The following is a 25925-nucleotide window of genomic DNA, read 5'->3' as shown; positions in this document are numbered from 1 at the left end:
ACATTCAGGTGACTGAGAGACCTGGGTCACAAAGAGCACTCTCACACATTTCGCCCCGTTCGTCAATCACTTGATCGGAGCACTTGATTGCTTCATTTGATCAGGAGCTTTTCATTCCTGCTCAGGAGCCGTTTCCGGCGATCCCCCAGGGCGCAAACCACCACCAGTTCGTCGCGTTTCACGCGCCGATTTATACAGACTGCCGGCCCGATAGGACGACCGGACCAGTGGACCCGACAGGACGCCTGAGAAGCCGATAGCTCGCGCGCACTCGGCGTGGTCCTCGAATTCGTCGGGATGAACCCAACGGTCAACGGGGAGATGCCGGGAGGAAGGACGGAGGTACTGGGTAATGGTGACTATCTCGCAGCCGGCGGCATGTAGGTCGCTCAGGAGGGCCGGGACTTCGTCGGGCGTCTCACCCATTCCCAGGATGATGTTGGACTTTGTCACCAGACCCGCGCTTCGTGCCGATTCGATGACGCCGAGAGACCGACCGTACTCAAAAGCGGGTCGCACCCTCTTGAACAATCGAGGAACCGTTTCCACGTTGTGCGCCAACACATCTGGTTCGCTTCGAAACACTTCTCGAAGCTGGTCGGGTTTGCCGTTGAAGTCAGGGATCAACACCTCCACCCCGGTTTCCGGGTTGAGCTTCTTGATGGCTCGCACGGTTTCGGCGTACAACCATGCACCTCCATCAGGAAGGTCGTCGCGGGCGACACCGGTGACCGTTGAATACCGTAGCCCCATGGCGCGAACGGATTCCGCGACCCGTCGTGGCTCGTCGCGGTCCAGCGGTTCCGGTTTCCCGGTATCGATCTGGCAGAAGTCGCACCGGCGCGTGCATTGCGATCCGCCGATCAAAAAGGTCGCCTCGCGATCAGTCCAACATTCGAAGATGTTGGGACAGCTGGCTTCTTGGCAAACCGTGTGCAGATCCTTGTCGTCGACGAGCTGTAGTAGTTCACGATAGCCGGGACTGGATTTCGCAGTGGTACGAATCCAGGCCGGCTTGGACTCGATCGGGGTGCGCTGATTACGGACCTCGATCCTCAACAGCTTTCGCCGTTCCGGCGCAGTCATGGCGCTGCGAGATAGTCGGCCGCCCGCCAGCCCTCAACCTTTTCCCGCACCGAATCGAGGTACCGAAGTACAGTTCCACCATCAAGTGCACGGTGGTCAAAGGTCAACGACGGCGCCAGCACGGAGCGGGCCTCGATCCGTTCGCCCTCGCCGTCGTCGACCACCACCGGGACGCGGCGCATACCCGGTAACCCAAGAAGCGCCACCTGGGGCGGATTGAGGAGAGCCTCCGCACGCAGCGAGGGCGCAACTGCACCGGGATTGCTCAGGGTGAACGTTCCGGCCTCCAAATCGGAGAGCGCAAGTTCCTTCGCCCGGGCACGACTGGCGAGGTCTCGTACCGCCTCCGCGATCTGGGAGACCGTCAGGGTATGGGCGTCTCTGATGACCGGCACCACCAGGCCACCTGGAGCGTCGACTGCGACACCGAGGTTGACGGTCGACCATCGGATGAACTCTCGCTCGCCATAGGTCGCGTTGAGATCGGGGTGATCGTCCAGCGAAGCGACCGACGCCTTGGCCACGAAAGCGAGCACCGACGGCTTGGGTCCGGAGTCCCAGGCGGCGCGTACCGCAAGCAGTTGCGTCAGATCGAACTGCATGTCTGCCGTCAGCGAGGGAATCGCCGCTGCTGCAGTCAAATTGCGCGCGATCGCACGACGGCGCGCCCGGTGACGTTCGATCGTGTGGGGTACCTCTTCGTAACCGGGCGGGAGTGTCGCCGCACCGGTGTCGGCTGTCGCCATCTCAGCCGTCGCTCGAGGGCGTGTAGTCGGCCACCGCTGCAGCGGCGTCTTCGTCGCTGACACCCGGGGCGACCATCAGCGCCGCCACGGTTCCCACCGACAGTTCCGATTCGTCGCCGAACAGCAGGGCGGCGATGCGACCGTCACAGGGCGCCACCAGTTCTGTATCGACCTTGTCGGTGCTGACATCGGCGATGGCCTGGTCAGCCTCTACATCGTCGCCGACCGCCACCAGCCACTCGTTGATCTCTACGTTCTCCACCGAACCGCTGTGGGGAATCTTCACCTCGATGATGTCGGCCATGATCTCTCCGATCGTTCCTCTTGCGCACATCGGCATGACGTGCGTCACTTCGCCGAGCGTAACGCCGATCAAGTGATTGGTGCAAGTGATTCAATCGGAAGGCTCGTGAACCGCCTACTATTGACCGCAAGCGCACGAGCAATCAGGGGTAACGAATGAGCAAAAGACCGGACGGAGAGGGCAAGACCCTCCTCATCAACGCTGCTTTGGGACTGTTCGCCACGGAGGGGGTGGACGCCGTGTCGATCAGGGCAGTCAACCGGGCCGCCGGACTGGGTCCGGCTTCGGTTCACTATCACTTCAGTACCAAGAACGCACTCATCGACGAGGTTCTGCACCTCTACGGCGACGAAGTCGTCGCCAGCATCTTGAAGCGCTCAAACGAGTTGAATGCCGCGACCGACCGGCCCGACCCCGAGCAGCTGATCCGGGTGATCGTCAACGCGTACCTCGAGCTTCTCGACACTCGCGGCAGGGACGGAGCCAACTGGATCCGCCTGGTGAACCAGTACCTCTCGTCTGATGTCGATCGCGTGACCAACGAGACCGCAGAACTGGCAATCGCCGAGTCGGTTCAGCACGCCTATCCGACCGTGCCCACCGCCGACATCCAGCGGGCGCTGACACTGTCGATCGGCGTCTTCGTCCGCGAACTCGCCAACCTCACCGAGGATCTCCTCTCCACAGACCCCAGCTGCCGGGAACAGGCAGCGGCCCACCTCGAGTTCCTCGTGCACTTCCTCGCGGGCGGGATCAGCGCCTCACTCGGCGCCACCAACATTGCTTGAATCAATTGATCCAATCGATTGACCGGAGCACTTGATTCACCTACTGTACGACTGTGTGGTGTAACCCACAGTCACGATCGGGCGCGCAGCGCTCGGATCCAACAGGAGGTAACGCGATGGGGCAACTCAGCGACGAGCAGCTCCGCACGATGCTCGAGCGAATGGTGTACGCCCGCACCATCGACCGCGTGGTGACGGAGTATTCGAAAGACAATCGTTTCGATGGGTACTGGCATCCCGGCGAAGGACATGAAGCGGCACCGATCGGTGCCACCGCAGCGCTACGCGACGACGACTACCTGGCGTACCATTTCCGCGGCTCAGCGTGGGCCCTCGGCAAAGGTATGGCCCTCGAGCCCGTCGTCGGCGACATCTTCGGACGGGTCACCGGTTCGACCGGCGGAAAAGGCGCCGGTTCGCCGAAGTGGGCAGACCCCGCCATCGGTTTGCTCGGCGAAGGCGGAACGCTCGGCAGTGCGTTCGTCATAGCCGGCGGCGCAGCCCTCGCCATCGACATCCGCGGCACCGATCAGGTTGCGCTCGCCGCGTTCGGTGATGCGACAGCCGCTCGCGGCACCTTCCATGAGACCTTGACCCAAGCAGCGGTCTGGAACCTCCCCGTGGTCTTTTTCTGCGAGAACAACCACTGGCAGGTCGCAACTCCCTTCGAGGTGTACAGCCCGACCAAGACCGTTGCCGAACGCGGTGTCGCATACGGGGTTCCCGGGGTCGAGGTGGATGGGCAAGATGCCGTCGCAGTCCACGAAGCGACAGCTGAGGCAGTTGCCCGCGCACGTGCCGGTCACGGACCGAGCATCGTCGAAGCTCACGTGACCCGAACCCGCGGTCACTACGAAGGCGACCTGCATCGTGCGGACGCCGACACCTATCGGGACCCGATCGACATCCTCTCGGCCCGAATCCCGGACGCAAACGCGGTCATCGCACGTGCGGAGGCTGATGTCCGTCAGGCCTACGCCGACGCGCTCGCGGCGCCCGTCGCCGATCCCGACATCCTCTGGAAGGACGTGTACGCGTGAGTACAGTAACCAGCGCCGAAGCCGCTCGCGTCGAAGGCGAAACCAAGCGGATGCGCTACATCGAAGCCATCGAATCAGCAATCTGGGAGGAGATGGCGCGCGACGAATCTGTCTTCACCCTTGGCCAAGGCGTCAGCATCGGCGGCTTCTTCGGCAAGAAGGGCGCCAAGACCCTCGCCGAAGAGTTCGGAACCAAACGAGTCCGCGACTCCGGAATCACCGAGGCCTTCATGGCCGGATCCGCGGCCGGGGCGGCGATGGTCGGCATGCGCCCGATCATCCAGATGGGCTTCGCAGGGTTCTCCCTCATCGCCGGCGACGAGATCTACCACAAGCTCGCGAAGTGGCGATACATGCACGGCGGAAAGTTCGAACTCCCGGCCGTCATACGCCTTCCGGGTGGGCACCAAGATGCCGCAGGGCCAGAGCATTCCAACAGCTACGAGGTCCTCGGAATGCACATGCCAGGCCTCAAGGTTGTGGTCCCAGGAACGGCAGCTGACGCCAAGGGGCTGCTCAAGGCGGCCGTCCGTGACCCGAACCCTGTCCTCTTTCACGAGGTCCGGTCACTCAACTTCATCAAGGGCCCGGTACCGACCGACCCCGATTTCGTGGTTCCGATCGGAGTTGCCGAGGTGGTGACCGTAGGCTCCGACGTCACCCTCATCACGTACGGCCACATGCGGAAAGAAAGTCTGACCGCCGCTGCGGAGCTGGCAGCCGAAGGCATTTCCGTCGAGGTGATCGACTTGAAATCGCTGGTGCCGCTGGACTACCCCACCGTCTTCGAATCGGTGGCGAAGACCGGCCGCGCCATGGTCGTCAACGAAGCAGCACTGACCGCCGGCCCGGCATCAGAGATCGCGGTCAAGATCTACGAGGAGCTCTTTGCTTCGTTGAAGGCCCCCGTGGTCCGGGTGTGTGCACCGGACGTCCCCGCGCCTCAGACGCTGCGTCTGGAAGCGATGATGCGGCCTACCCCCGAGCAGATTGCATTCGCCGCACGAGAGCTGGCGAGCAAGTAGCACAATCCACACCCGGGGCGATAGGCGATCTCGCCTATCGCCCCGAACCATTGAGAATGGAAAACAGTTGACAGAACACACTTTTGACGTCGTGATCGTCGGTGGCGGAAGCGGTGGCTACGCCTGTGCGCTCCGGTCAGCACAACTCGGAATGTCTGTCGCGATCATCGAGCAGGATCGGACCGGCGGGACGTGCCTACACAACGGATGTATCCCGACGAAGGCGCTCCTCCACGCCGCCGAGGTAGCCGATACCGTTCGTGACAGCACTTCGTTCGGCGTCACCGCATCTCTCACGGGCATCGACATGGCCCAGGTCAACACGTACAAAGCCGGGGTCATCGATCGTCTGCACAAGGGCCTGAACGGGTTGATCGCGTCCGCAGGAATCACCGTGATCGACGGAAGAGGAAAGCTCGTTTCCGAGAAGACGGTCGAGGTCGACGGACACTGCATCACCGGCAAATATCTCGTGCTGGCAACCGGCGCCCTGGCCCGCACCCTTCCAGGCCTGACGATCGAGGGTCGCGTCATGACCAGCGAACAAGCGCTGAACCTGCCGAACATCCCGGAGACGGTGGTGATCATCGGCGGATCGGTGATCGGTGTGGAATTCGCCAGTCTGTGGCGTTCGCTCGGTGCTGACGTGACCGTGATCGAAACGATGGGGTCCCTGGTACCGCAGGAAGATCCGTCCATCTCGAAGAAGCTCGAACGAGCCTTTCGGAAGCGAAAGATCAAAGTGAAAGCCAACGCCAAGGTGATAGGCGTCGAGCAGACCCAGGAGACGGCGACAGTCACGCTCGCTGACGGTCAAACTCTGAATGCCGACGTCGTCCTGGTCGCCGTCGGCCGCGAACCTCGCACAACGGGCCTGGGCCTCGATGAACTCGGAGTTCAACTCCATCGCGGCTGGGTTGCGACGAACGAACGCCTACGGACGACCGTGCCGGGAATCTACGCCGTGGGTGACCTCGTCGAAGGTCCTCAACTCGCCCATCGCGGATTTGCGCACGGCATCTTCGTCGCAGAGGACATCGCCGGTCTCTCGCCGGATCCCATCGAGGACTCGAAGATTCCCAAGGTCACCTACTGCGATCCGGAGATAGCGTCGGTCGGGCTCACCGAAGCCGAAGCGGCCGAGAAGTTCGGCGAGGTCGACACGGTCGAATACAACCTCGGCGGCAACGGCAAATCACAGATCCTCGGTACCGGCGGAGCGGTGAAACTCGTCAGGCAGCGTGGCGGATCCATCGTCGGGGTCCACATGATCGGTTCGCGGATCAGTGAGCAGGTCGGAGAGGCAGCGATGGCGGTACACCTCGGCACGACGCCTGAGGACTATGCCCAGCTCATCCACGCCCATCCCACCCAAAACGAATCCCTCGGCGAAGCAGCCATGGCATTGGCCGGCAAGCCGCTGCACTCGCATTCGTGACGTGGATCGAGCCCCCCAAATCGACCATGACGCTCCCTCTGGACAGCTGGAAGGCTTACACGTGACAACTGATACCGCCACCGTCAAGCGCGAGGAAAGGGCGGCCGGCAATCCCTGGGCTGCTCTCGCGGCGATCGCGATGGGCGTGTTCATAGTCGCGCTCGACGGCACCATCACGGCCGTCGCCAATCCGGTTCTCGCCAAGGACTTGGGGGCCAGCCTCGGTGGTCTGCAATGGATCACCAATGTCTACTTGCTCGCCCTCGCCTCGATGCTTGTCCTCGCGGGACGCCTCGGCGACCGATACGGCAAAAAGACGATCTTCATCGTCGGAATCATCGGATTCGGAGTGGCGTCGGTCGGGATCGGACTGTCTCCTTCCGTGATGTCGGTGATCGTGTTTCGTGGATTGCAGGGCCTGTTCGGCGCGCTCATCATCACCAATGCGCTGTCGCTGCTCAGATCGACATTCAGTATCGAAAAACTGCCGTGGGCCATCTCGGTGTTCTCTGCCTTGATCGGCGCGGCCAGCGCCGGGGGCCCGATCCTCGGGGGCATCCTCGTCGAGAGCCTCAGTTGGCGTTGGGCGTTTCTCGTCAATGCACCGATCGCGGTGGTGAGCGCGCTCATCGGCATCGTCGTCATCAAGCAACCGGAGCGGGTCACGAACACCCGGTTCGATGTTCCCGGTGCCCTGTTGCTGATCGGAGCGCTTCTCCCGCTGACGTATGGCGTGATCCACGCGGGTGAAGAGAGCTGGTCAGCTCCCCTGGTGTGGGTTGCGTTGGGCGCCGGCACCGCCATGGGCATCGCATTTCTGCTGATCGAACGACGAGCTGCGGATCCGCTTGTCCCCCTGCGGTTGTTCCGTGACCGATCGATCTCGATCGGAGTGACCATGATCCTGCTGACCTTCTTCGCGATGGTCGGTTCGCTGTTCTTCATGCTGCTGTATCTGCAGCAGGTCAAAGGGGATTCGCCGATGACAGCAGGACTGCAGCTGCTCCCGATGTCGATCGCCAACGTGATCGGGGCGACCGCGACAGGTGGTCTGATCCGCCGCTGGGGTCCCCGGCCACCGTTGGTGATCGGAATGCTCCTCACGTCCGCCGGCCTCGCTCTCATGACCACGATCGACCTGACCACCGACTTCTGGGGAATGTGCCCGTCGTTCGCAGTACTCGGCCTCGGAATCGGTTTGGTGATGACCGCGTCAGCACAAGCCGTGATCGGGAACGCCAGTGAGGCCGACGCAGGCGCCGCTTCGGGTGTTCATCAGACCGCAAGTCAGGCCGGTGGCATCGTCGGCACCTCGGTCCTCGGCGCGATCATGGCGACCATCGTCGCTCGCCGGTTCGGGGAGAACGCTTCAGCCGCCGGGGTCCCAGAGAGTGTGGTCACCGAGGTCAGCGGCGAGGCCTCACGCTTGGTGGCTCAGGGAGTGACGCCGCCGGTGCCATCCGCTACACCTGAAATTCAGGCCACCCTGGCCGATATCACGGCTACGACCTTCATTTCGGGAATGCACACCACGTTGTGGATCGCGGCCGTCGTCGCGCTCGGTGGATCCGTCGTTGCACTCTTCATACGCCGAGGGCGCCAGACAGAAGACGAGCTGATCCTCCACTGACAGCCGGTCTTGCGTGTGGCGGGGGGGGGGGGGGGGGGGGCCCCCCCCCCCCCCCCCCCCCGCCCCACCAAACGCGAGGGGGTTAGACACCGCCGAGACAAACAACACCATGCGGTGTGCGCCCCCGCCCCCGGCGGGGTGGGGGGGGGGGGGGGGCCCCCGCCCCCCCCCCCCCCCCCGCCACACAGCGAAGTCCAAACCAGATGCGTGTGAATATCCGCGGTCAGAACAATCCGAGACTGTCATCGATCAGGTTGCGGCAGAACGCTGTGGTGTCTCGACAACTACGCCGCCTCTTGATCGCCGGCGTGCGTGGTTCACGCCACCGCCGTGCGACGATGAGGCCGGCGAGGGCACGATGCCACCAGAGGTCGTCGACATCGATCCCGGTTGATCCGGCATACCGATCGACGAGATCCTCGAACTGGGGGAAGCCCTCGTGCGCTGCCGGTCTCGCAGCCACCGCTGAAGTCGGCCGAGTCGACCAGTAGGTCGCTGCGATCGCCAGATCCGTCAACGGATCTCCGACCTGGGCAAACTCCCAATTTTCCACCGCGAGAATATGTTCGGGTCTCTCACTGTCGATCACGACGTTGCCGAGACGGTAGTCACCGTGAACAAGACTGGCTCGCTGCCCCGGGGGCCGGGTCCTTTCGAGCAACTCGAGGAGGCGAAGCTCCTGGGGAGTTGCACCATGTGTCATCAACTCCATGCCGAGCCGGGTCAGCAGATCCGCCGAACTCGCCACCGGCAGCCGGTCGCAACCGGCGGGCTTGTGCACGTGGATCGCGGCGAGGGTATCGATGAAACTGACGGACAGCCGGTGTCGATGCGATTTCGGTACGAGCGCGACCTCCGCATCCTCGTGGACAGTCCTACCGGGAGTCCGGCGGACCAGATAACCCGCAGACGCCCCGAGTTGCGCATCTGCGACCAGGGTGGGGACCGGAACATCACTCCCCTGCAGTAGGTCGAGCGCCAGCACCTCCGATGGCACAGTGTGTATGCCCGAGAGTGGCATTTTGAGAAACCACACACCACTACTCGAGCCCACCAGATGGACCGCTGCGTGCTGTTCCGCCGGCCAACGTTTGACGTTGAGCGGTGCTTTGCCATTTATGGCGCCGACGGCGGTGAGACGCAGACGAATCGAGCCGAGATCGACCGAACGGGTCTGCGGCGAGCGTAGAAGCATCAGTGACTGCGCAGTTCCCTTGTGGCCACGACCATCCGATGGACTTCGTCGGCACCATCGATGAAGCGCATCGTCCTGGCCTGCGCCCACAGCATCGCCAAAGGATGGTCCTGCGTCATCCCACCCGCCCCGAAAACTTGAATCGCCTTGTCCAACACCCACTCCGTGGTGTCCGGCGCCGCCACCTTGATAGCAGAGATATCCGTACGCGCCTCGCGCGCCCCCACGGTGTCGATCAACCAGGCCGCACGAAGAACGAACAATCTCAGCTGATCAACACGGACCCGAGACTGCGCGATCCAATGCTGCACAATGCCCTGATCGGCCAGACGACTACCGAATGCTTCGCGCTCATTGGCGCGGCGGCACATCAGATCGATCGCGCGCTCGGCCATACCGATCATCCGCATGCAGTGATGGATCCGCCCTGGCCCCAAGCGCGCCTGCGCCAACGCCTGCCCACGACCACGCTCCCCCAGCATGTTCGCCTTGGGAACCCGGACCCCATCGAAACGCACCTGCGCATGACCACCATGCGCACCGTGAGTGAACCCGAAGATCTCCAGACCCCGCTCAACGGTCACACCAGGGGTGTCGGTCGGTACCAGAACCAAACTGTGCCGCCCCCGAGCATCCGCGTCAGGGTCGGACACACCCATCACGATCAGCACCTTGCAATCGCTGCTCATCGCACCGGTCGACCACCACTTCGTGCCGTTCACCACCCAGTGGTCCCCGTCTTCGGTGATCGATGTGACCAGATTGGCCGCATCAGAAGACGACACATTCGGTTCGGTCATGCAGTACGCAGACCGAATGCTCCCATCGAGCAACGGCGCCAGCCAATCGTGCTTCTGAGCCTCAGACCCGAACATGGTCAACAACTCCATGTTCCCCGTATCGGGCGGATTGCAGTTCAGAGCCTCGGGGGCGACTTCTGGACTCCAGCCCGTGATCTCGGCCAGCGGTGCGTACTGCAGATTCGACAGACCCGCACCCTCTGCGTGATGAGGCAAAAAGAGATTCCACAAGCCACGGCTACGCGCTTGCTCCTTCAGATCCGCCATGACTGCCGGCCGCTCCCACTGCAGAGAGCCCTCGCCCGGCCGGTCATGAAAATAATGCTCATTCGGATAAACAAACTCGTCCATGAAACCCAGCAACCGCGAACGATAGTCCTCAGTAGTCGAGTCGAAAGTGAAATCCATTGCCTAATCCGTTCTTCGATGTCAGGAGGGGTTGTCAGCCGAGCGCGTCGAGTCCACGCGACGCCAACGGAACAACCATGTCGCCGATGTTCTCGAATCCCTCACCAACCGTGTTGCCGTCGACGTAGCGACGTTGGATGCCCTCGAGGATCACGGCCATCTTGAAGAATCCAAAGGCTATGTACCACGGCAGGTTCGAAAGATCCTGTCCGCTGGCGCGCTGGTAGTCGGCAGCCAAGTCATCGAACGTGGGATATCCCTCGATCGACCCCGGAGATCCGGCAATGGGGTTGTCTATGCCACTCCAACCCTCCCAGAACAGGTACACCAATCCGAGGTCCGTCAGCGGGTCGCCGATGGTGGACATCTCCCAGTCGAGAACTGCGACCACCCGCGGAGTGGGCGAGAGGTCCATGATCATGTTGTCGAAGCGAAAGTCTCCGTGCACGATCGCGGCCGGGCCGGACGGCGGCAGGCGCCGTGCGAGCAAGTCACCGAGGCTTCCGAGTTGCGGCAGTTCGCGTGTTGCCGAGTTCGACAATTGCTTGGTCCACCGCCGGATCTGGCGTTCCAGATATCCTTCAGGTCGCCCGAACTCACCGAGCCCCAGGGCTTCGTGATCCTGGTTGTGCAGGAGAGCAAGGGCGGCAATGTATTCGCGCGCCATCGCTGGGCGCGATCCAGGCGTGACCCGCTGGAAGTCTGCGTCGGTCCGAAGCACCGAGCCGTCGACCTTGTCCATCACATAGTACGAACCCCCGGCGTGGTCCTCGTCGGTCGCAAACACGATTCGGGGTACGCGGACCGGAGTGTCGGAGAGTGCGCGCTGCACCGAGACCTCGCGTCTCATGTCATGTGCGGTAGCCAACCGCTCACCCAGCGGGGGTCGTCGCAGAACCCAGGTCCGGGTGGAGCTCGCCAATTGGTAGGTCAGATTGGACCGCCCACCCGCCAGCAATTTCACCGAGATGGGATCGTGCTCGTCGACCTCATAGAGATCGATCAGGTGGCGCCGGACGATCTCTTGGTCGAAGGGAACTGTCGCCTGTGACGTGACTTCCTGCACAATCGCTCTCCGAAACTCGCATGCGGTTCGCCGGCCAGCCCGGAGATGCATGTGTGGCGTGTGCCACCACCGATCACGCTACATGTTTGGATCGATTGATTCAATCGCTTGATCGCCACAGCGTATCCGTGTCGCCCGCGACTCAGCCGAGAACGAAGTACGGCACTTCCCCGAAGCCCGGCACCGTGTCGAATGCCACGTGCACCGGCGACCCGATCGCGACCTGCGCACTGCTCGACTGCACGATTCGGCCGAACATCCGAACAATCTCGTGTCCGGCCAATGCAATCCACCCGACGATGTAGGGCTCAGCGCCGCGGTACTCAGGGACGAAAGTCCGGTGGATCTCGGTGAAGGTGTCCACCACGCCGACTCCTTCAACCGCCTCGAACCGAAACTCGGCCGAGTGACAGAACGGACACTCTCGCTCCGGGTGGTGAATGAAACGCAGACAAGCCAGGCACCTCTGCAGTCGGAGCTCATGCTCTCGGCACCCCTCCCAGAAGGGCCTGGAGAGGTCTCCGACGTCCGGGGCACGCAAGATCAACATGACGTTATGCTCGCAACCAAGCGCTTGTTTAACAAGAGGGAGTTGTCCATGCAGTCCTTCTCCGGGCTCACAGCCATATCCGGCATCGGGATGACCGAAATCAGTCGAGATTCCGGCACCGATCCCTTGAACCTCGCCCTGCGCGCCTCCCGCGAGGCGATCGCTGATGCCGATCTCTCACCCGGCGACATCGACGGCGTGTTGAGCTACCACCTCAACGATTCCTGTCCGGTGAATCAGGTCTCGGAACGTCTGGGCCTCGACCCCGGCATCTGGACGAATGAAATCTTCGGTGGTGGAACGCAATCCGCATCCATCCTCGGGGACGCAGCAATGCTGATCGAGAGTGGGACCGCCTCGAACGTACTGGTGTTCCGGGCCCTCAACGGGCGATCCGGCAAGCGAATGGGCCAAGCGGCGCTCTCGATGGCCGGTGGCGAGCAACAGTTCACTCTTCCCTACGGAATGGCGGGCCCAGTGAATCTGTTCGCGCTGTCCACAACACGCTGGATGCATGAGAGCGGTGCCACCACCGACGACCTCGCAGCCGTGGTGATGCAATCGCGCGAGCTGGCGGCGGACAATGAGCGAGCGCTGGTCCGCACCCGGCTCACGCGCGAGGAATACGACAAGAGCCCGATGATCGCCAGCCCGCTACGGAGAGTGGATTGTTGCCAGGAGACTGACGCTGCCGCCGCACTGGTGGTCAGCCGCACCGACAACTGCCCGCAAGCACGAATCGGCCCACGCATACGCGCCGCCGTACGTGGCGGCGGCCCGGGCGCGTCCGCCATGGACAAAGCGCCTTCGGTCAGCACGCTCTTCACGCACCACCTACGCGAAAAGCTCTGGGAAACAGCCGGTGTCATACCCTCCGACATCGACGTGGCAATGATCTATGACGCGTATTCACCGGTCGTCCTGCAACAGCTCGAGGACCTCGGGTTCTGCGAACCGGGCGGGGCAGGAAGCATGTTCAGGGAAGGCCGCACGCTCCCTTCCGGTGACCTTCCGGTGAATCCGTCCGGCGGCCTCCTGTCGGAGGGCTACGTACACGGCCTCAACAACGTGCTCGAAGCGGTCCGACAACTACGCGCCACAGCGGGGGTCAACCAGGTCCCTTCCCCCTCCATCGCCTTGTGCACGGGCTTCGGGGGGAGCTACGGCAGCGCCCTCGTCCTCGAGCGCAGCTGAACGCGGCAGACGACGAGACTCGTCTCACGAGAAAGAAATACGCCCTCTGGTCAGCACTTCGGCTTCGTCGACCGAAGCACCGAAGCAGTAGCCGCCTGTGCCGGTGTTGGCAGGCCACGTCACGATATTGAGCATCTGACCGGGATACACCGGCGCAGCGAAACGGGCGTCGAGCTCGCTTAGCTCCCACGGGGCGGCCGCCGAGTCACGAGCTATCGCGAGGGCGGTGGTTCCGAGAGTGCACAATCCGTGAAGCAGAGGCCTCGCAAATCCGGCGGCGCGGGCAGCTTTCGGATCCACATGGATCAGATGTTTGTCCCCCGTCAGCCGGTACAGAACCGCCGCGCGTTCGGACAGTGCCATCGGGCCGATGGCGCGGGCGGTACCGACCGGACGATTCTCGGAAGGTGCCTTTTGAGCAACCGCTGAGCCCTTGGAAAAGCCACCTTGCCCCGGCAGGATCACCGAGTAGGTCGCGGCGAAAAACTCGGATTCGGCGGTGATGTCGAGGATGGCCGAGCGTCCCGTGTCGCGCACCTGCGAAATTCTGCCTGTGACCTCGAATTGTCCGGAACCCGGCAGCGCTCGAAACGATCGCAGTCCTTGTTCGGCATGCAGAGCCGCCGCGGGTTCAAACGCGCCGGCCGACGACGCCGCATCAGCAACCCACAGACCTAGCGGCAGAGCGAATGTAGGAAGCACTCGAAGATCGCGTTCGAAGATGAGCGGAAGGTCGCCCGCCTGGGCGCCGACCGCCAACGCGTAGAGCATCACGTCGTCCTCGTCGTAGCTCACGAGCCTCGTCCCCAGGTCGAAGTCCGACCATTCACTCAAGTCCATGACGCCAGACTATAGTATTTGAGCAAGCGCTTGGGTTACGCTGAGATGGAAGTCGCCGAAGCCAGTCGTTGGACACAAACTGATAGGAGATCGAGAATGGCGAAACTGCGCGCAGGGCTCGGCTACGAGTTGGAAGTACGCGGACGGACCAAAGAGGTGGAGCAACAGGCGTTTCACAACCTCCTCGAGCAAGTGGTCCTGGCCGACAGCCTCGGATACACCACGGCATGGATGGTCGAGCACCACTTCACCCGCGGTTTTTCTCATTCCTCGGCGCCCGACATCGTGCTGAGCGCCCTGGCATCGATCACCAACCGGATCCGACTCGGGCTCGGCGTGGTCCTGCTGCCCTTCTCGCACCCGATCCGTACGGCCGAGCGTGTCGCGACCATGGACATCATCTCGAACGGGCGAATCGAGTTCGGAACCGGACGCGGCGCTTCTCCGCTGGAGTACCAGGCCTTTCAGCGACCGTTCGAACAGTCCCGGGCATTGTGGGAGGAGAACCTCGACACAGTCCTGGGGATCTGGGAGGCCGACGGCGAACCCTTCAGCGCTGAGCACGAGTACTGGAGCGTTCCCGACGTAGGCGTCTATCCTCGCCCTGTCCAGGAACCCCATCCGCCCGTATGGGTCGCATCGACCAGTTTGGACGGATACCTGCAGGCGGCGCGGCGCGGTTACAACCTGCTCGGGATGACCATGCTCACCGGTATCGATCAGGTAGCCGAGGACATCTCCAAGTACAAGGCAGAACTCGAACGCTACGGCCATGATCCCGAGACACGGAAGATCGCACTGATGGTGCCCTGGCATGTCGCACCCACCACCGACGAGGCTCTCTCCAACGCCGCCGATGCGGTGATGTGGTACATCCGTAGGCAGGTGAATCTCGTTGCACCGCCAGATTATTACGACGCCCGCCACGCCAGCCATCGCGTCCTGGGCGCATTGGCAGCCGGACAATCGCAAGAACAAGCCATCGAGACCCTTCGCGACAATCTGATGATCGTCATCGACGACGTCGCCGGTTCACGCAAATGCGTCCAGCGCCTCGAAGACGCCGGGGTCACCGACCTGATCGGGCAGTTCCAGGTCGGCGGACTCGACAACTCGCATGTGCTGAGTTCCATCAAACTGTTCGCCTCAGACGTTGTGGAGATCTGATGAGCACTTCGACACATGCACCAGCCAGCGGCGCGGTGAGCCGCACCGAGCTGTCCCGCAACGGTTTCGCTGCCGGCAAGGCCACAGGCCTGCTCTCGATCGACCCAACAGCGGAGTACGCGTTCCCCCTCGCGTCGGCCGATGCCGAGGCAGCCGTAGGGTTGGCGGCAGAGACACTCACCGCGGCCGGCCTGCGCGACAAAGATCGCGTGGTGGTGGCGCTCAACAACGACGGTGATCTCGGCGGAAACACCTACGCCACGGCCGCGTCCCGCGTGGCGTCGGCGGCGGCCTCGAGCGGACCGCGGGGCCGGATGCGTCTCCTACGGACGATCGAACACCTGCGAGCCAACGTCCTGATCGGTACGCCTACCGGCGTTGCAGACTTCCTGGCGCGCCTTCACCTCGAGTTCCTGGTCGACCCTCTCGATCTCGAACTCCGGCTCATTCTGCTGACCGGCGAGATTTCTGAACCCGGGAACCGGGAACACCTCGCACGCGAGTTCGGAGCACAGTGCGTCGAGCTGTTCACCGATCCGGTCAGCGGACTACCTCTGGGATTTCAGGGGCCGTCCGACGAGACGATCACACCGGTCCGCGACGGGCTTCTGACACTCGTCGAAGTCGAATCCGCACCTGCCAAGGGCAGATTCGAACTCGCCGTCGGCTATCCGTGGCATTCTGTACTGGGCAGCAAGGTTGTTCGTACCGGATATCTCACCGAATCCGATGTCCTGTCGATGCCCACCAACACCTACGGTGATCAGATCCTGATCCGGGGACGATGGTTGTCATTGAATGCACTGACAAAAGCACTCAAGGGCATCGATGGTATCGCCCACTGGGAGTTACGGGTTGCCCGACGGGGCACCCTCGACTCGGCCACCGTCGTTGTCGCCTTCAACCGCGAGAGCCTCGTCAACAACGGTATGTGGCACTCCCGGATCAAGCAGTCTCTGACCACCCTCACCCCGATCTCGATCGACGTCGAGATCGACCCGGTAGTTCGGGAGTCGCCCGAGCCACCGTCGATTCGCGACGACCGCGGACACCACATCCACGCCTGACATCACTCAATGGAGGACATGATGACAACCACCTCGGAACCCGCTGCCGCATTCGAACCGGTCGATTCCACCATGCTGCGATCGGTGCTCGGACACTTCGCCACCGGAGTGATCGCGATCACGGCGATCGATCCCGACACCGGCAAAGGCGCTGGACTCGCCGCCAACTCGTTCACATCGGTATCCCTCGACCCGCCCTTGGTCGCCTTCTGCGTGGCGCACTCGAGCGGTTCGTGGCCTGCAGTGAAACGTGCCGAAAAGTTCGTGATCAACATCCTCGCCGAAGACCAGGAACACGTCGGGCGCCAGCTCGCGGTCAAGGGTGGCGACAAGTTCGCCGGCCTCGACTGGAGTCCTTCACCCAATGGCGCACCGATCCTCGACAACGCTGTTGCGTGGATCGAGGCGCAGGTCGATGCCGAACATGTTGCAGGCGACCATGTCATCGTCGTCTCTCGCGTGAACCACCTGTACGCCGACGGACGCGCGCCCCTGCTGTTCCACAAGGGCAAATACAGCCGACTGCTCAGCGAGTAGTCCGATGTACCCGATCAGCCTCGACCGCGGCCGGGGCTGATCACTTCCATCCCGCATCAGGAGCCACCATGAGAAAACCTGCAGCACCACAACCGTTCCCCAACCCCGGCCCCGACCGCTCCCCTCGTTTCGACGACGTCCAGGACGCAATCAACGCTGTCGCGGCCGGGCGACCCGTCGTGGTCGTCGATGACGAGGACAGGGAGAACGAGGGTGACCTGATACTCGCCGCGGAGCACGCAACCACCGAGAACATGGCGTTCCTCGTTCGGTACACCTCCGGATTCATCTGCGTCGCAATGACCGGCGAACGCGCAGACGAGCTCGATCTTCCGTTGATGGTGAGCGAGCAGAACAACGGCGAGTCGTTGCGCACGGCGTTTGCGGTGTCGGTGGACGCCGGCACGTCGGTGACCACCGGCATCTCGGCGAAGGACCGCGCGACGACCGCGCGCGCCCTCGCCGATGCGCGCACCACTCCCGACGGCCTCACCCGACCCGGACACGTGATGCCGCTACGTGCCCGCGACGGTGGTGTTCTCGTCCGCGCCGGCCATACCGAGGCCACAGTCGATCTGTGTTCTCTCGCCGGGTGCGCACCGGTCGGAGTGCTCTGCGAGCTGGTAGACGACGACGGTGAGATGTCCAGGAGACCATCACTGTTCGCATTTGCGCGACGACATGACCTGCCGATCATCTCGGTGCGGGAACTGATCGCTTACCGTCGGCGCAACGAACCCCAGGTGTCACGCGTCTCCGCCGCTCAGATCCCCACCATGGACGGCGAGTTCACCGGGCACGTGTTCGTCGACCGCGACGGCGTCGAGCATCTCGCTCTGGTCATCGGATCCCCACATCTCGCGGCCAGCACATCCGATGCCGCCCCGCTGGTGCGACTCCACAGTGAATGCATGACAGGCGACGTCCTCGGTTCGCTTCGCTGCGACTGCGGGCCACAGTTGCAGGATTCACTCCGGGCCATCGCATATGAAGGGCGTGGCGTCCTCGTCTATGTCCGCGGGCACGAGGGGCGTGGAGTCGGCCTCGGCGCGAAGATCGCGGCCTACGCGTTGCAAGAGCAGGGACGAGACACTGTCGATGCCAATCTCGATCTCGGCCTGCCCGTCGATGCCAGGCAGTACTGGCAGGCGGCAGCCATCCTGCGCGACCTGGGCGTTGATCGTATTCGCCTGATCACCAACAACCCGGACAAGACCGCTGCACTCGAAGAACACGGGATCACCGTTGTGGAGCGTGTTGCGCGACCCCCACACGTCAACCAGCACAATCGCGCATACCTGCGCACCAAGGAACTGCGCATGGGTCATGAGATCGGCGGCGATCCGCAGGCCCGGTTCGCGATGTGATCCGACAGACCTACGACAAGAGCCATAGCCCCACGGGCTATGGCTCTTGTCGTAGGTGAGGTGATGATCTCCGGTCAGGTCCGCGAATACACGACCAACGGGTTGTCCCAGGGATCGATCAGGACCGCGCGGATCTCGTGCGGTCCTTGTTCCGGCGCGCGCAACACTCTCGCACCGTTGTTCACCGCGCTGTCGACGGCCTGCTGCACATCGTCGACCTTGAACGAGGCGGCGACTCGCCCGTCGGTCACGTCTTCTTCGTCTCCGGCCAACGCCACACTCACGCTGCCACCGTCGAGCGCAGCGAATCGCGTACCGTCTTGGAACTTGGTCGCCAGCGACAGCACGGACGCGTAGAAGTTCACGGCCGCATCGACGTCTTTCACGGGGTACAGTACGTTCCCCACCGAAACCTGTTGTGTCATTTTCCCTCTCTTACACTGCGTTGTTCTTGGTTGCCTCGTAGCGTGCACGTGCCCGAGCGTTTGCTGCTCCGAGTGCCACCTGGAAGTCGTCCTCGGAGTTGTGGAACGTGTTCCAGTTCTCGATTCGGCGCCGATTCGAATCCTGGAAGTGCGGAACGACCTCACGTGCGAACAACTCGTACGAGTCGAGCGTGTCCCTCGGGGACGCCCAATCAAGGACGCGGATCAGGTGTGTTCCATAGCCTCCGGACATCTCCTGCATCTTCTCGATGTGGTCGATCGCGTCCTGGGGTGTGCCGACAACGCCGAGATTCGACGCCCGGAAGATGTCGAGAATTGGTGCGTCCGGGTCCATGCCCGACGTCTGGAAGATCGCCTTCAGGAAACTCGCATCGCGGAAGAGGTAGCGACCGGCCTCTTCGATGGCGTACGAGACCTGACGCTCGGCCTCTTCACGGGTAGGCGCCACATGAATCACGCTGACCAGTCGCCAATCTGCCCGGTTTCCTGGTCCGTGACCGTGCAGCTCGCGCTGCTCGGAGTAGATGTCCCAGTGCTCGGCGAGTACCTTGCTACCGGCGTCGGTGGCAGCGGCCAGCGCCAACATGGGCAACCCGAATCGACCCGCCAACGTCGCACCGGCTGGCGAGATCACGGCAGTAACAGCAACTTCCGGATGCGGACGCGAATAGGGCAACATCTGCAACTGTGCCTGCCGCAGTTCGAACCACTCGGTCTTGCGATCAATGTGTCCATCGGCGCGAAACAGTGCCAGTATCGCTTCTAGGGACTCCTCCATGCGCTCGCGCAGCGAGGAATACTCCAACCCCATCATCGCGGCGTCGGACGGAAGCGCACCCGGTCCGACACCCATGATCAACCGGCCTCGTGTCAGATGGTCGAGCAGGGTCATTCGTTCGGCCACCATCAGTGGATGGTGGTAAGGCAACGAGATCACCCCGGTGCCGAGTTTGATGTCCCGCGTCCGCTGCGCGGCCGCGGCCAAGAACAGCTCGGGACTGGAGATGATCTCCCACCCACTCGAATGATGCTCTCCGACAAAGGCTTCGTCATAACCCAAACGGTCGAGGTGCTCGATGAACTGAAGGTCCCGTTCGAGGTCCCAGGTCGGATTGTTTGATGGCTTGTGCTCAGGACCGAGGAACACCCCGAACTTCATCCTGCTCTCGCGTGCGGTCACCGGCGGTCACTCCTTAGTTTGGTTTGAAACTCGACTCGAACGGATTCACGCAGGGGGTGCGGCATTGCCGGCGCCGGACACGATTTCTCCACTGTCATCGATCACGACGTCATAATCGCGTCGGGCGCCTTCTTTGGTGATGCGGCCGGATCGATGATCGGCAGCAATATCGTCCCTAGAGCGCGTCGACGGATCGCCGATGCCACCACCCCCGCTGGTCTCGACGATGAAGCGGTCCCCGGCGGCGAAGAAGTGATTGCTGACTTTGGAAGCGAGTCGAATCGTCTCACCGTCGACGGTTCGCCGGAGGAATGCTCCGGTCACTCCGGGCATTCCTCCGTCGCGGCCGCGCGGGCCCATGGCGAGTCGATCTCCACGGGTGGTGATGTACGCATCCGCGAGCAGCTTGAACGTGGTCCTGGTGCCCAGCCCACCACGCCACTTTCCCGGCCCACCTGAGTCGGGGATGTACTCGACGCCCTCGACGAGCAGGGGGCAGCGCGTCTCGACCGGCTCGACCTGAGGAACCGAGTTCCGTCCCAAGCCGAAGTGGATCCCCGTCGCGTCGGGTCCGTCTTTGCCGTATCGAGCACCCACGCCGCCGAACTCGTAGGCGAGGTGCACCCAATACGGAGCGGTTGTGGCCGCGATCGAAAAGGGTTGAAGTATGCCCGATGCGGCGATGGCCCGCTCGGGAACCGCATCCGACAGTGCCGTCAGGACCGCCTCCATGGCAGCGTAGGCCGGAAGGAAGCGTCCGCCGCACGGGTAGGGGGCCTCCGCATTGAGAAGCGACCCCAGGGGTAGGTGGACGTCGAGTACGCGCAGACATCCATCGTTCATGGGTATCTCGGGGTCGATGAAGCAGCGGAATGCGAACACTGCAGCGGCCAGCGACTGCGAGATGCTCGAGTTGACGGCTGCAGCGACCTGCCCGTCCGTGCCGGTGAAGTCCAGCCGGACTCCGTCACCGTCGATCGTGACCGTCACCTGAACCCGGTGTCCCCGGATATCGGTCACTCCGTCGTCGTCGATGGTGTAGTCGGCGACGTAGGTGCCGGCGGGCAGCTCAGCGACCGCCTTGCGGGTCAGTGTCTCGGTGTAATCGAGGTACGCCGTGACTCCGTCGGAGAAACCCGCCGCGCCGTAGGTGTCGATCAGTTCCTCGACCCGCCGCGCCGCAGTACTCGCGCCGGCGATCAACGCACGGACATCGCCCTTGACCTTCTCCGGAGTCCGGCTGTTGAGGGCCAGGATCTCCATGATCGGGCGCTCGAGTCCAGCGGCGGTGGCGATGAGCACCGGCGGTAGCTGGAGGCCTTCGGAGAAGATCTCCGTTGCCAACGAAGCCATTCCGCCCGCGGAAGCGCCCCCGATGTCCGACACGTGAATCAGGGTGGCAGCGAAATACTCCACGACCCCGGCGACGAATATCGGCCTGAAGATGAGGATGTCGTTGGTATGAACCCCACCCTTGTAGGCATCATTGGTGGCGAAAACATCACCGGGACGCATCTCGGAGGCAGGAATGTCCTCGAGGAGGAACGGAACCGCGACAGACAACGCCATGCTGTTCATGAGCGTGGTCGCCATCGAATGGGCGATGAGCCGGCCGGTCTTGTCCAGCAACGCAGCCGAGGCGTCGGATCCTTCGACCACGAAGGTCGAATACGCCGAGCGCACCACAACGATGCTGGCTTCCTCCGCTGCCACCACCAACGCGTTACGCAGCACCTCGGACGTCAGGTCGTCAGCCGCATCGAGCCGGTCGTCGAGAATCACATCGGTCATTTCGCCTCCTGGGCGGTACGGGTCAAAATAACGTTGAACTCGTCGTCGACCCGCGCACTCCAGGTCGGTGGGACCACGATTGTGGATTCAGAATCGGCCACGACGAGCGGTCCGCTCACGGACGTCCCACCGATCAGACCGTCGCGCTCGTACACCGGCGTCTCGCGGTATTCGCCGAACTCTTGGAACCACACCGCCCGCTTGCGCGAGGGACCCTGGACGGCACTGGGTGTCGCCCTTTGACCCAGTGGAACTTTCTCCACCAGGTTGGTCACCCGAACCCGGAAACTGACCACCTCGATCGGACCGGTGCCGTCTATTCCGTACGCCTCCTGGTACTTCTCCGCGAATCCGACGCGCAGCTTCTCGAGCGAAGCATCGTTCCAATTGTCGGCGTCGTCGCTCAGCCGAATCGTCAGTTCGTGTGCCTGACCCGCCAGCCGGACGTCCAGCGACTTCTCGATCCGTGTCGACGGACCATCGATGTCGACGCCGAGATCTACAGTTCCCGCAGCTGCCAATTCTGCGAAGGCGGCATCGACATCCGCTGCGGCGAGGTCGTTCTCGTGACATATCCGGGTCATCACCCGGTCCGTGCTCAGATCTGTACCGAGGAGACCCACCGCCGATCCGACGCCACATGACGGTGGCACGATCACAGTGTCGATGCCGAATGGCTCGGCGACCCGGGCTGCATGCATCGGACCGGCACCACCGAACGCGACGACCGCAAAACCTCTGGGGTCGAGCCCGCGTTGTACCGTGACGACCTGGACCGCAGATGCCATTGCCGCATTGGCGATCTGATGAATTGCGTTGGCCGCCGCCGACAGGTCGACGCCCATCGGACCAGCCACTTTCTCCTCGATCTCTTTCGCCGAGAGATCAGGCCGCAGTTCCAGTGAGCCGCCGGCGAATCCGATCGGATCCAGATACCCGAGGACCACGTTGGCGTCGGTCACAGTGGGATCCGAACCGCCGTTGCCGTAGCAGGCGGGGCCCGGCTCGGAGCCGGCCGAGTTCGGTCCCACGCGCAGTGCACCACCGTGATCCACCCACGCGATACTGCCGCCGCCGGCACCGACCTCCGCCAAGTCGATGGCAGGGGTCTTGATCGGGACACCTGTACCCGCGCGTCGTCCGCCGAAACTCCCCTTGCCGCCGACATGGAACTCGGTTGTGATGGCGGCGATCCCGTTCCGGATCACGGACGCCTTGGCAGTGGTGCCTCCCATGTCGAAGGAAATGACGTCAGATCTGCCGGCGGCCAGGCCCGCCGCGCGCGCGGCGAGTACACCTGCCGCAGGACCCGATTCGATGGTTGCCACCGCTCGCCGACCCGCGAGGTCGGCCGACATCACGCCACCGCCCGACTCCATGACCTGCACCCGGGCCTCGACCCCCATATCCGCAAGACGCCGCTCCAGGTTGCGCAGATACTTCACCATCACCGGTCCGATGTAGGCCGACATCAATGTGGTCGTCGTACGTTCGTATTCACGAACCTCGGGCCAGATCTCTGCTGATGTCACCACGGTGGCGTCAGGACCCAGAACCTCGCGGACGATCTCGCCGACGCGGTCTTCGTGACGACGGTTCGCGTAGCTGTGGAGCAGCGTGATTGCCACCGACTCGATCCCGCGCAGGCGAATCCGCTCGGCAACGTCTCGCACCGACGATTCGTCCAAAGCCACGACGACCTGTCCGGCGCTGTCCATCCGCTCAACGACCTCGTAGCAGTCCTCGGCGGGTATCGGTGCGGCGGGTGGGTCGAAAAAGGTGTCGAACCGGTCTTCCTCCACACGTGCGTACCGACCGAGCGGCAGAAGGCTGCGAAAACCGGCTGTGCCGATGTGGGCAACCCGCTCGCCCTTGTTCTCCAAGATCGCGTTCGTCGCCAACGTGGTGGCGTGAACGACGCGCGTCACCTGGTCGGGCCGTACTCCGGCCACGTCCAATGCGCGTCGTACGCCGGTTCGTATCCCCTCGGTCGGGTCGTTGTGAGTACTCAGGGTTTTGGCCACGGCCTCTTGACCGAACGGTCCGGCGAGTACGACGTCGGTGAAGGTTCCGCCGACATCGATCCCGAGGGCATATCCGTGTGCCGCGCTGGGTGCAACTAGTGACATGCCACACAGAGTAGTTACTTGAACAAGCGCTTGTCTAGCTGGTTGCGCCGGAATGTTCTCGTGATCGGAGGAACTTGGGATTTATTTGACCAAATGCTTGCTTGATCTCGTAGAATCATCGCTATGACTTCCTCACAACTGGCAGGCAAGACTGCTCTGGTGACCGGGGCGGGGGCGGGTATCGGTGCCGCCATCGCCCGGAATCTGTCTGCGCAGGGCGCAAAAGTCGTGGTGGTCGACCGCGACGGCGCAGCCGCGAAATCAGTCGCCGACACCCTGACGGATGCCGAAGTCTGCGAGGTCGACCTTGGTGACCCCGATCAGATCACCGCGCGACTGAGCGGGCTCGACGAGATAGACATTCTCGTGAACAACGCCGGACTCACCCGTGTCGAGCGATTCACGGAGAGCGAACCGGCGACGTGGGATGCGATGTGGCAGGTGAACTTACGCGCCCCCATGCTGCTGTCACAGCTGGTTGTTCCTCACATGATCGAGCGCGGGTGGGGACGAATCGTTTTCGTCTCCACAGACAGTGCCCGCGCGGGCGGCGGAGGCGAGTGCGCCTACTCCGCCACCAAGGCAGGGTTGCTCGGCTTCGCAAAATCGCTGGCCCGGGAAACAGCCAAAAGGGGCGTTACCAGCAACGCCATCTGTCCCGGACTCATCGAGACGGCGATGCTGCAGGATGTTGCCAGCGGCAATCCCGATTTCATGGAGAAACTGCGCGGGGGAATCCCGATGCGCCGACTCGGCACCGCAGATGAGGTGGCGTCAGCCGTCGACTATCTGTGCTCGCCCCTCTCGTCCTATACCACCGGCCAGATTCTCAGTGTCAATGGCGGCATCGTCATGCCCTGAGGTGCGAACGCCGCCCGGGTCGCCTGAACACTTCAACCACCAGGTACCGCCCGCGGACGCAGTTCGCTTTTCGCTACAACCATCCGATGGACTTCGTCGGCACCATCGATGAAGCGCATCGTCCTGGCCTGCGCCCACAGCATCGCCAAAGGATGGTCCTGCGTCATCCCACCCGCCCCGAAAACTTGAATCGCCTTGTCCAACACCCACTCCGTGGTGTCCGGCGCCGCCACCTTGATAGCAGAGATATCCGTACGCGCCTCGCGCGCCCCCACGGTGTCGATCAACCAGGCCGCACGAAGAACGAACAATCTCAGCTGATCAACACGGACCCGAGACTGCGCGATCCAATGCTGCACAATGCCCTGATCGGCCAGACGACTACCGAATGCTTCGCGCTCATTGGCGCGGCGGCACATCAGATCGATCGCGCGCTCGGCCATACCGATCATCCGCATGCAGTGATGGATCCGCCCTGGCCCCAAGCGCGCCTGCGCCAACGCCTGCCCACGACCACGCTCCCCCAGCATGTTCGCCTTGGGAACCCGGACCCCATCGAAACGCACCTGCGCATGACCACCATGCGCACCGTGAGTGAACCCGAAGATCTCCAGACCCCGCTCAACGGTCACACCAGGGGTGTCGGTCGGTACCAGAACCAAACTGTGCCGCCCCCGAGCATCCGCGTCAGGGTCGGACACACCCATCACGATCAGCACCTTGCAATCGCTGCTCATCGCACCGGTCGACCACCACTTCGTGCCGTTCACCACCCAGTGGTCCCCGTCTTCGGTGATCGATGTGACCAGATTGGCCGCATCAGAAGACGACACATTCGGTTCGGTCATGCAGTACGCAGACCGAATGCTCCCATCGAGCAACGGCGCCAGCCAATCGTGCTTCTGAGCCTCAGACCCGAACATGGTCAACAACTCCATGTTCCCCGTATCGGGCGGATTGCAGTTCAGAGCCTCGGGGGCGACTTCTGGACTCCAGCCCGTGATCTCGGCCAGCGGTGCGTACTGCAGATTCGACAGACCCGCACCCTCTGCGTGATGAGGCAAAAAGAGATTCCACAAGCCACGGCTACGCGCTTGCTCCTTCAGATCCGCCATGACTGCCGGCCGCTCCCACTGCAGAGAGCCCTCGCCCGGCCGGTCATGAAAATAATGCTCATTCGGATAAACAAACTCGTCCATGAAACCCAGCAACCGCGAACGATAGTCCTCAGTAGTCGAGTCGAAAGTGAAATCCATTGCCTAATCCGTTC

Annotated in this window: 24 protein-coding genes; 11 read left to right on the top strand and 13 right to left on the bottom strand. The window is 62.9% G+C overall.

Annotation, left to right across the window (positions count from 1 at the left end):
* Window positions 1–111 precede the first annotated feature (111 nt).
* Genes lipA through J3S28_RS12060 form a run of 3 tightly spaced genes read right to left on the bottom strand, consistent with a single transcriptional unit; the run spans window position 112 to window position 2184 of the window.
* A complete protein-coding gene (gene lipA, locus J3S28_RS12070) occupies window positions 112–1086 on the bottom strand; it encodes a lipoyl synthase (protein WP_207840892.1) in 975 nt (324 codons plus the stop codon).
* Complete coding sequence (locus J3S28_RS12065) at window positions 1083–1832, bottom strand: 2-oxo acid dehydrogenase subunit E2 (RefSeq protein ID WP_207840891.1); 750 nt, start codon at window positions 1830–1832, stop codon at window positions 1083–1085. The genes lipA and J3S28_RS12065 overlap by 4 nt, the downstream gene beginning before the upstream one ends.
* A 1-nt stretch (window position 1833) precedes the next feature.
* Window positions 1834–2184, bottom strand: coding sequence for a biotin/lipoyl-containing protein (locus tag J3S28_RS12060; protein WP_207840889.1), 351 nt, complete (start codon window positions 2182–2184; stop codon window positions 1834–1836).
* A gap of 107 nt (window positions 2185–2291) precedes the next feature.
* Between J3S28_RS12060 and J3S28_RS12055 the strand changes: the two genes are divergently transcribed.
* The 5 genes from J3S28_RS12055 (at window position 2292) to J3S28_RS12035 (ending at window position 8057) form a co-directional block, all read left to right on the top strand.
* A complete protein-coding gene (locus J3S28_RS12055) occupies window positions 2292–2924 on the top strand; it encodes a TetR/AcrR family transcriptional regulator (protein ID WP_207840887.1) in 633 nt (210 codons plus the stop codon).
* A gap of 116 nt (window positions 2925–3040) precedes the next feature.
* Window positions 3041–3964 carry a thiamine pyrophosphate-dependent dehydrogenase E1 component subunit alpha gene (locus J3S28_RS12050; RefSeq protein ID WP_207840885.1) on the top strand — a complete coding sequence of 308 codons (924 nt, stop codon included), beginning with the start codon at window positions 3041–3043 and terminating at the stop codon, window positions 3962–3964.
* Window positions 3961–4989 (top strand): alpha-ketoacid dehydrogenase subunit beta, encoded by a 1029-nt coding sequence (locus J3S28_RS12045; RefSeq protein WP_307797067.1) that lies wholly within the window; start codon window positions 3961–3963, stop codon window positions 4987–4989. Before J3S28_RS12050 ends, J3S28_RS12045 begins: the two co-directional genes overlap by 4 nt.
* A 67-nt stretch (window positions 4990–5056) precedes the next feature.
* Complete coding sequence (lpdA, locus tag J3S28_RS12040) at window positions 5057–6427, top strand: dihydrolipoyl dehydrogenase (protein WP_207840883.1); 1371 nt, start codon at window positions 5057–5059, stop codon at window positions 6425–6427.
* A gap of 61 nt (window positions 6428–6488) precedes the next feature.
* Window positions 6489–8057 carry an MFS transporter gene (locus J3S28_RS12035; RefSeq protein WP_307797066.1) on the top strand — a complete coding sequence of 523 codons (1569 nt, stop codon included), beginning with the start codon at window positions 6489–6491 and terminating at the stop codon, window positions 8055–8057.
* Between the two features lie 223 nt (window positions 8058–8280).
* Here J3S28_RS12035 and J3S28_RS12030 read toward each other — a convergent pair whose 3' ends face one another.
* From J3S28_RS12030 to J3S28_RS12015, 4 genes are all read right to left on the bottom strand, one after another.
* Window positions 8281–9252, bottom strand: a complete 972-nt coding sequence (locus tag J3S28_RS12030) for a phosphotransferase (protein ID WP_207840881.1) — start codon at window positions 9250–9252, stop codon at window positions 8281–8283.
* The gene (locus tag J3S28_RS12025) at window positions 9252–10460 is read right to left on the bottom strand and encodes an acyl-CoA dehydrogenase family protein (RefSeq protein WP_207840879.1); all 1209 of its coding nucleotides are present in this window, start codon (window positions 10458–10460) and stop codon (window positions 9252–9254) included. The genes J3S28_RS12030 and J3S28_RS12025 overlap by 1 nt, the downstream gene beginning before the upstream one ends.
* 34 nt (window positions 10461–10494) lie before the next feature.
* Window positions 10495–11526, bottom strand: a complete 1032-nt coding sequence (locus J3S28_RS12020) for a phosphotransferase family protein (RefSeq protein ID WP_307797064.1) — start codon at window positions 11524–11526, stop codon at window positions 10495–10497.
* A 142-nt stretch (window positions 11527–11668) separates the two neighbouring features.
* A complete protein-coding gene (locus tag J3S28_RS12015) occupies window positions 11669–12076 on the bottom strand; it encodes a Zn-ribbon domain-containing OB-fold protein (RefSeq protein ID WP_207840875.1) in 408 nt (135 codons plus the stop codon).
* Between the two features lie 48 nt (window positions 12077–12124).
* Here J3S28_RS12015 and J3S28_RS12010 point away from each other — a divergent pair, with 48 nt between their 5' ends.
* A complete protein-coding gene (locus J3S28_RS12010) occupies window positions 12125–13270 on the top strand; it encodes a thiolase C-terminal domain-containing protein (RefSeq protein WP_237341484.1) in 1146 nt (381 codons plus the stop codon).
* A 24-nt stretch (window positions 13271–13294) separates the two neighbouring features.
* On the opposite strand, the gene J3S28_RS12005 is transcribed toward J3S28_RS12010, so the two are convergent.
* A complete protein-coding gene (locus J3S28_RS12005) occupies window positions 13295–14110 on the bottom strand; it encodes a MaoC/PaaZ C-terminal domain-containing protein (RefSeq protein ID WP_207840873.1) in 816 nt (271 codons plus the stop codon).
* Window positions 14111–14206: 96 nt separating this feature from the next.
* Between J3S28_RS12005 and J3S28_RS12000 the strand changes: the two genes are divergently transcribed.
* From J3S28_RS12000 to J3S28_RS11985, 4 genes are all read left to right on the top strand, one after another.
* The gene (locus tag J3S28_RS12000) at window positions 14207–15277 is read left to right on the top strand and encodes an LLM class flavin-dependent oxidoreductase (protein WP_207840871.1); all 1071 of its coding nucleotides are present in this window, start codon (window positions 14207–14209) and stop codon (window positions 15275–15277) included.
* Window positions 15277–16344: a hypothetical protein gene (locus tag J3S28_RS11995; protein WP_237341483.1), complete on the top strand. Its 1068-nt coding sequence runs from the start codon at window positions 15277–15279 to the stop codon at window positions 16342–16344. Before J3S28_RS12000 ends, J3S28_RS11995 begins: the two co-directional genes overlap by 1 nt.
* Window positions 16345–16365: 21 nt before the next feature.
* Complete coding sequence (locus J3S28_RS11990; RefSeq protein WP_207840869.1) at window positions 16366–16881, top strand: flavin reductase family protein; 516 nt, start codon at window positions 16366–16368, stop codon at window positions 16879–16881.
* A gap of 68 nt (window positions 16882–16949) precedes the next feature.
* The gene (locus J3S28_RS11985; RefSeq protein WP_207840867.1) at window positions 16950–18248 is read left to right on the top strand and encodes a bifunctional 3,4-dihydroxy-2-butanone-4-phosphate synthase/GTP cyclohydrolase II; all 1299 of its coding nucleotides are present in this window, start codon (window positions 16950–16952) and stop codon (window positions 18246–18248) included.
* A gap of 74 nt (window positions 18249–18322) precedes the next feature.
* On the opposite strand, the gene J3S28_RS11980 is transcribed toward J3S28_RS11985, so the two are convergent.
* From J3S28_RS11980 to J3S28_RS11965, 4 genes are read right to left on the bottom strand one after another with little or no spacing between them, the layout of a single operon-like run.
* Window positions 18323–18673 (bottom strand): VOC family protein, encoded by a 351-nt coding sequence (locus J3S28_RS11980; RefSeq protein ID WP_207840865.1) that lies wholly within the window; start codon window positions 18671–18673, stop codon window positions 18323–18325.
* A 10-nt stretch (window positions 18674–18683) separates the two neighbouring features.
* The gene (locus J3S28_RS11975) at window positions 18684–19874 is read right to left on the bottom strand and encodes an LLM class flavin-dependent oxidoreductase (RefSeq protein ID WP_207840863.1); all 1191 of its coding nucleotides are present in this window, start codon (window positions 19872–19874) and stop codon (window positions 18684–18686) included.
* Window positions 19875–19919: 45 nt separating this feature from the next.
* On the bottom strand, window positions 19920–21665 hold the full coding sequence (locus tag J3S28_RS11970) for a hydantoinase B/oxoprolinase family protein (RefSeq protein ID WP_207840861.1): 1746 nt from the start codon (window positions 21663–21665) through the stop codon (window positions 19920–19922).
* Complete coding sequence (locus J3S28_RS11965; RefSeq protein WP_207840859.1) at window positions 21662–23794, bottom strand: hydantoinase/oxoprolinase family protein; 2133 nt, start codon at window positions 23792–23794, stop codon at window positions 21662–21664. Before J3S28_RS11965 ends, J3S28_RS11970 begins: the two co-directional genes overlap by 4 nt.
* Before the next feature lie 123 nt (window positions 23795–23917).
* Here J3S28_RS11965 and J3S28_RS11960 point away from each other — a divergent pair, with 123 nt between their 5' ends.
* Window positions 23918–24655: an SDR family NAD(P)-dependent oxidoreductase gene (locus J3S28_RS11960; protein WP_207840857.1), complete on the top strand. Its 738-nt coding sequence runs from the start codon at window positions 23918–23920 to the stop codon at window positions 24653–24655.
* Window positions 24656–24687: 32 nt separating this feature from the next.
* On the opposite strand, the gene J3S28_RS11955 is transcribed toward J3S28_RS11960, so the two are convergent.
* A complete protein-coding gene (locus tag J3S28_RS11955) occupies window positions 24688–25911 on the bottom strand; it encodes an acyl-CoA dehydrogenase family protein (RefSeq protein ID WP_207840855.1) in 1224 nt (407 codons plus the stop codon).
* Window positions 25912–25925: the final 14 nt, after the last annotated feature.

Origin of the sequence: Williamsia soli (assembly GCF_017377795.1) — a bacterium.
Taxonomy (GTDB): Bacteria; Actinomycetota; Actinomycetes; order Mycobacteriales; family Mycobacteriaceae; genus Williamsia; species Williamsia soli.
The sequence above is the reverse complement of the archived record's forward strand: the minus strand, read 5'-3'. Positions and strand labels throughout refer to the sequence as shown.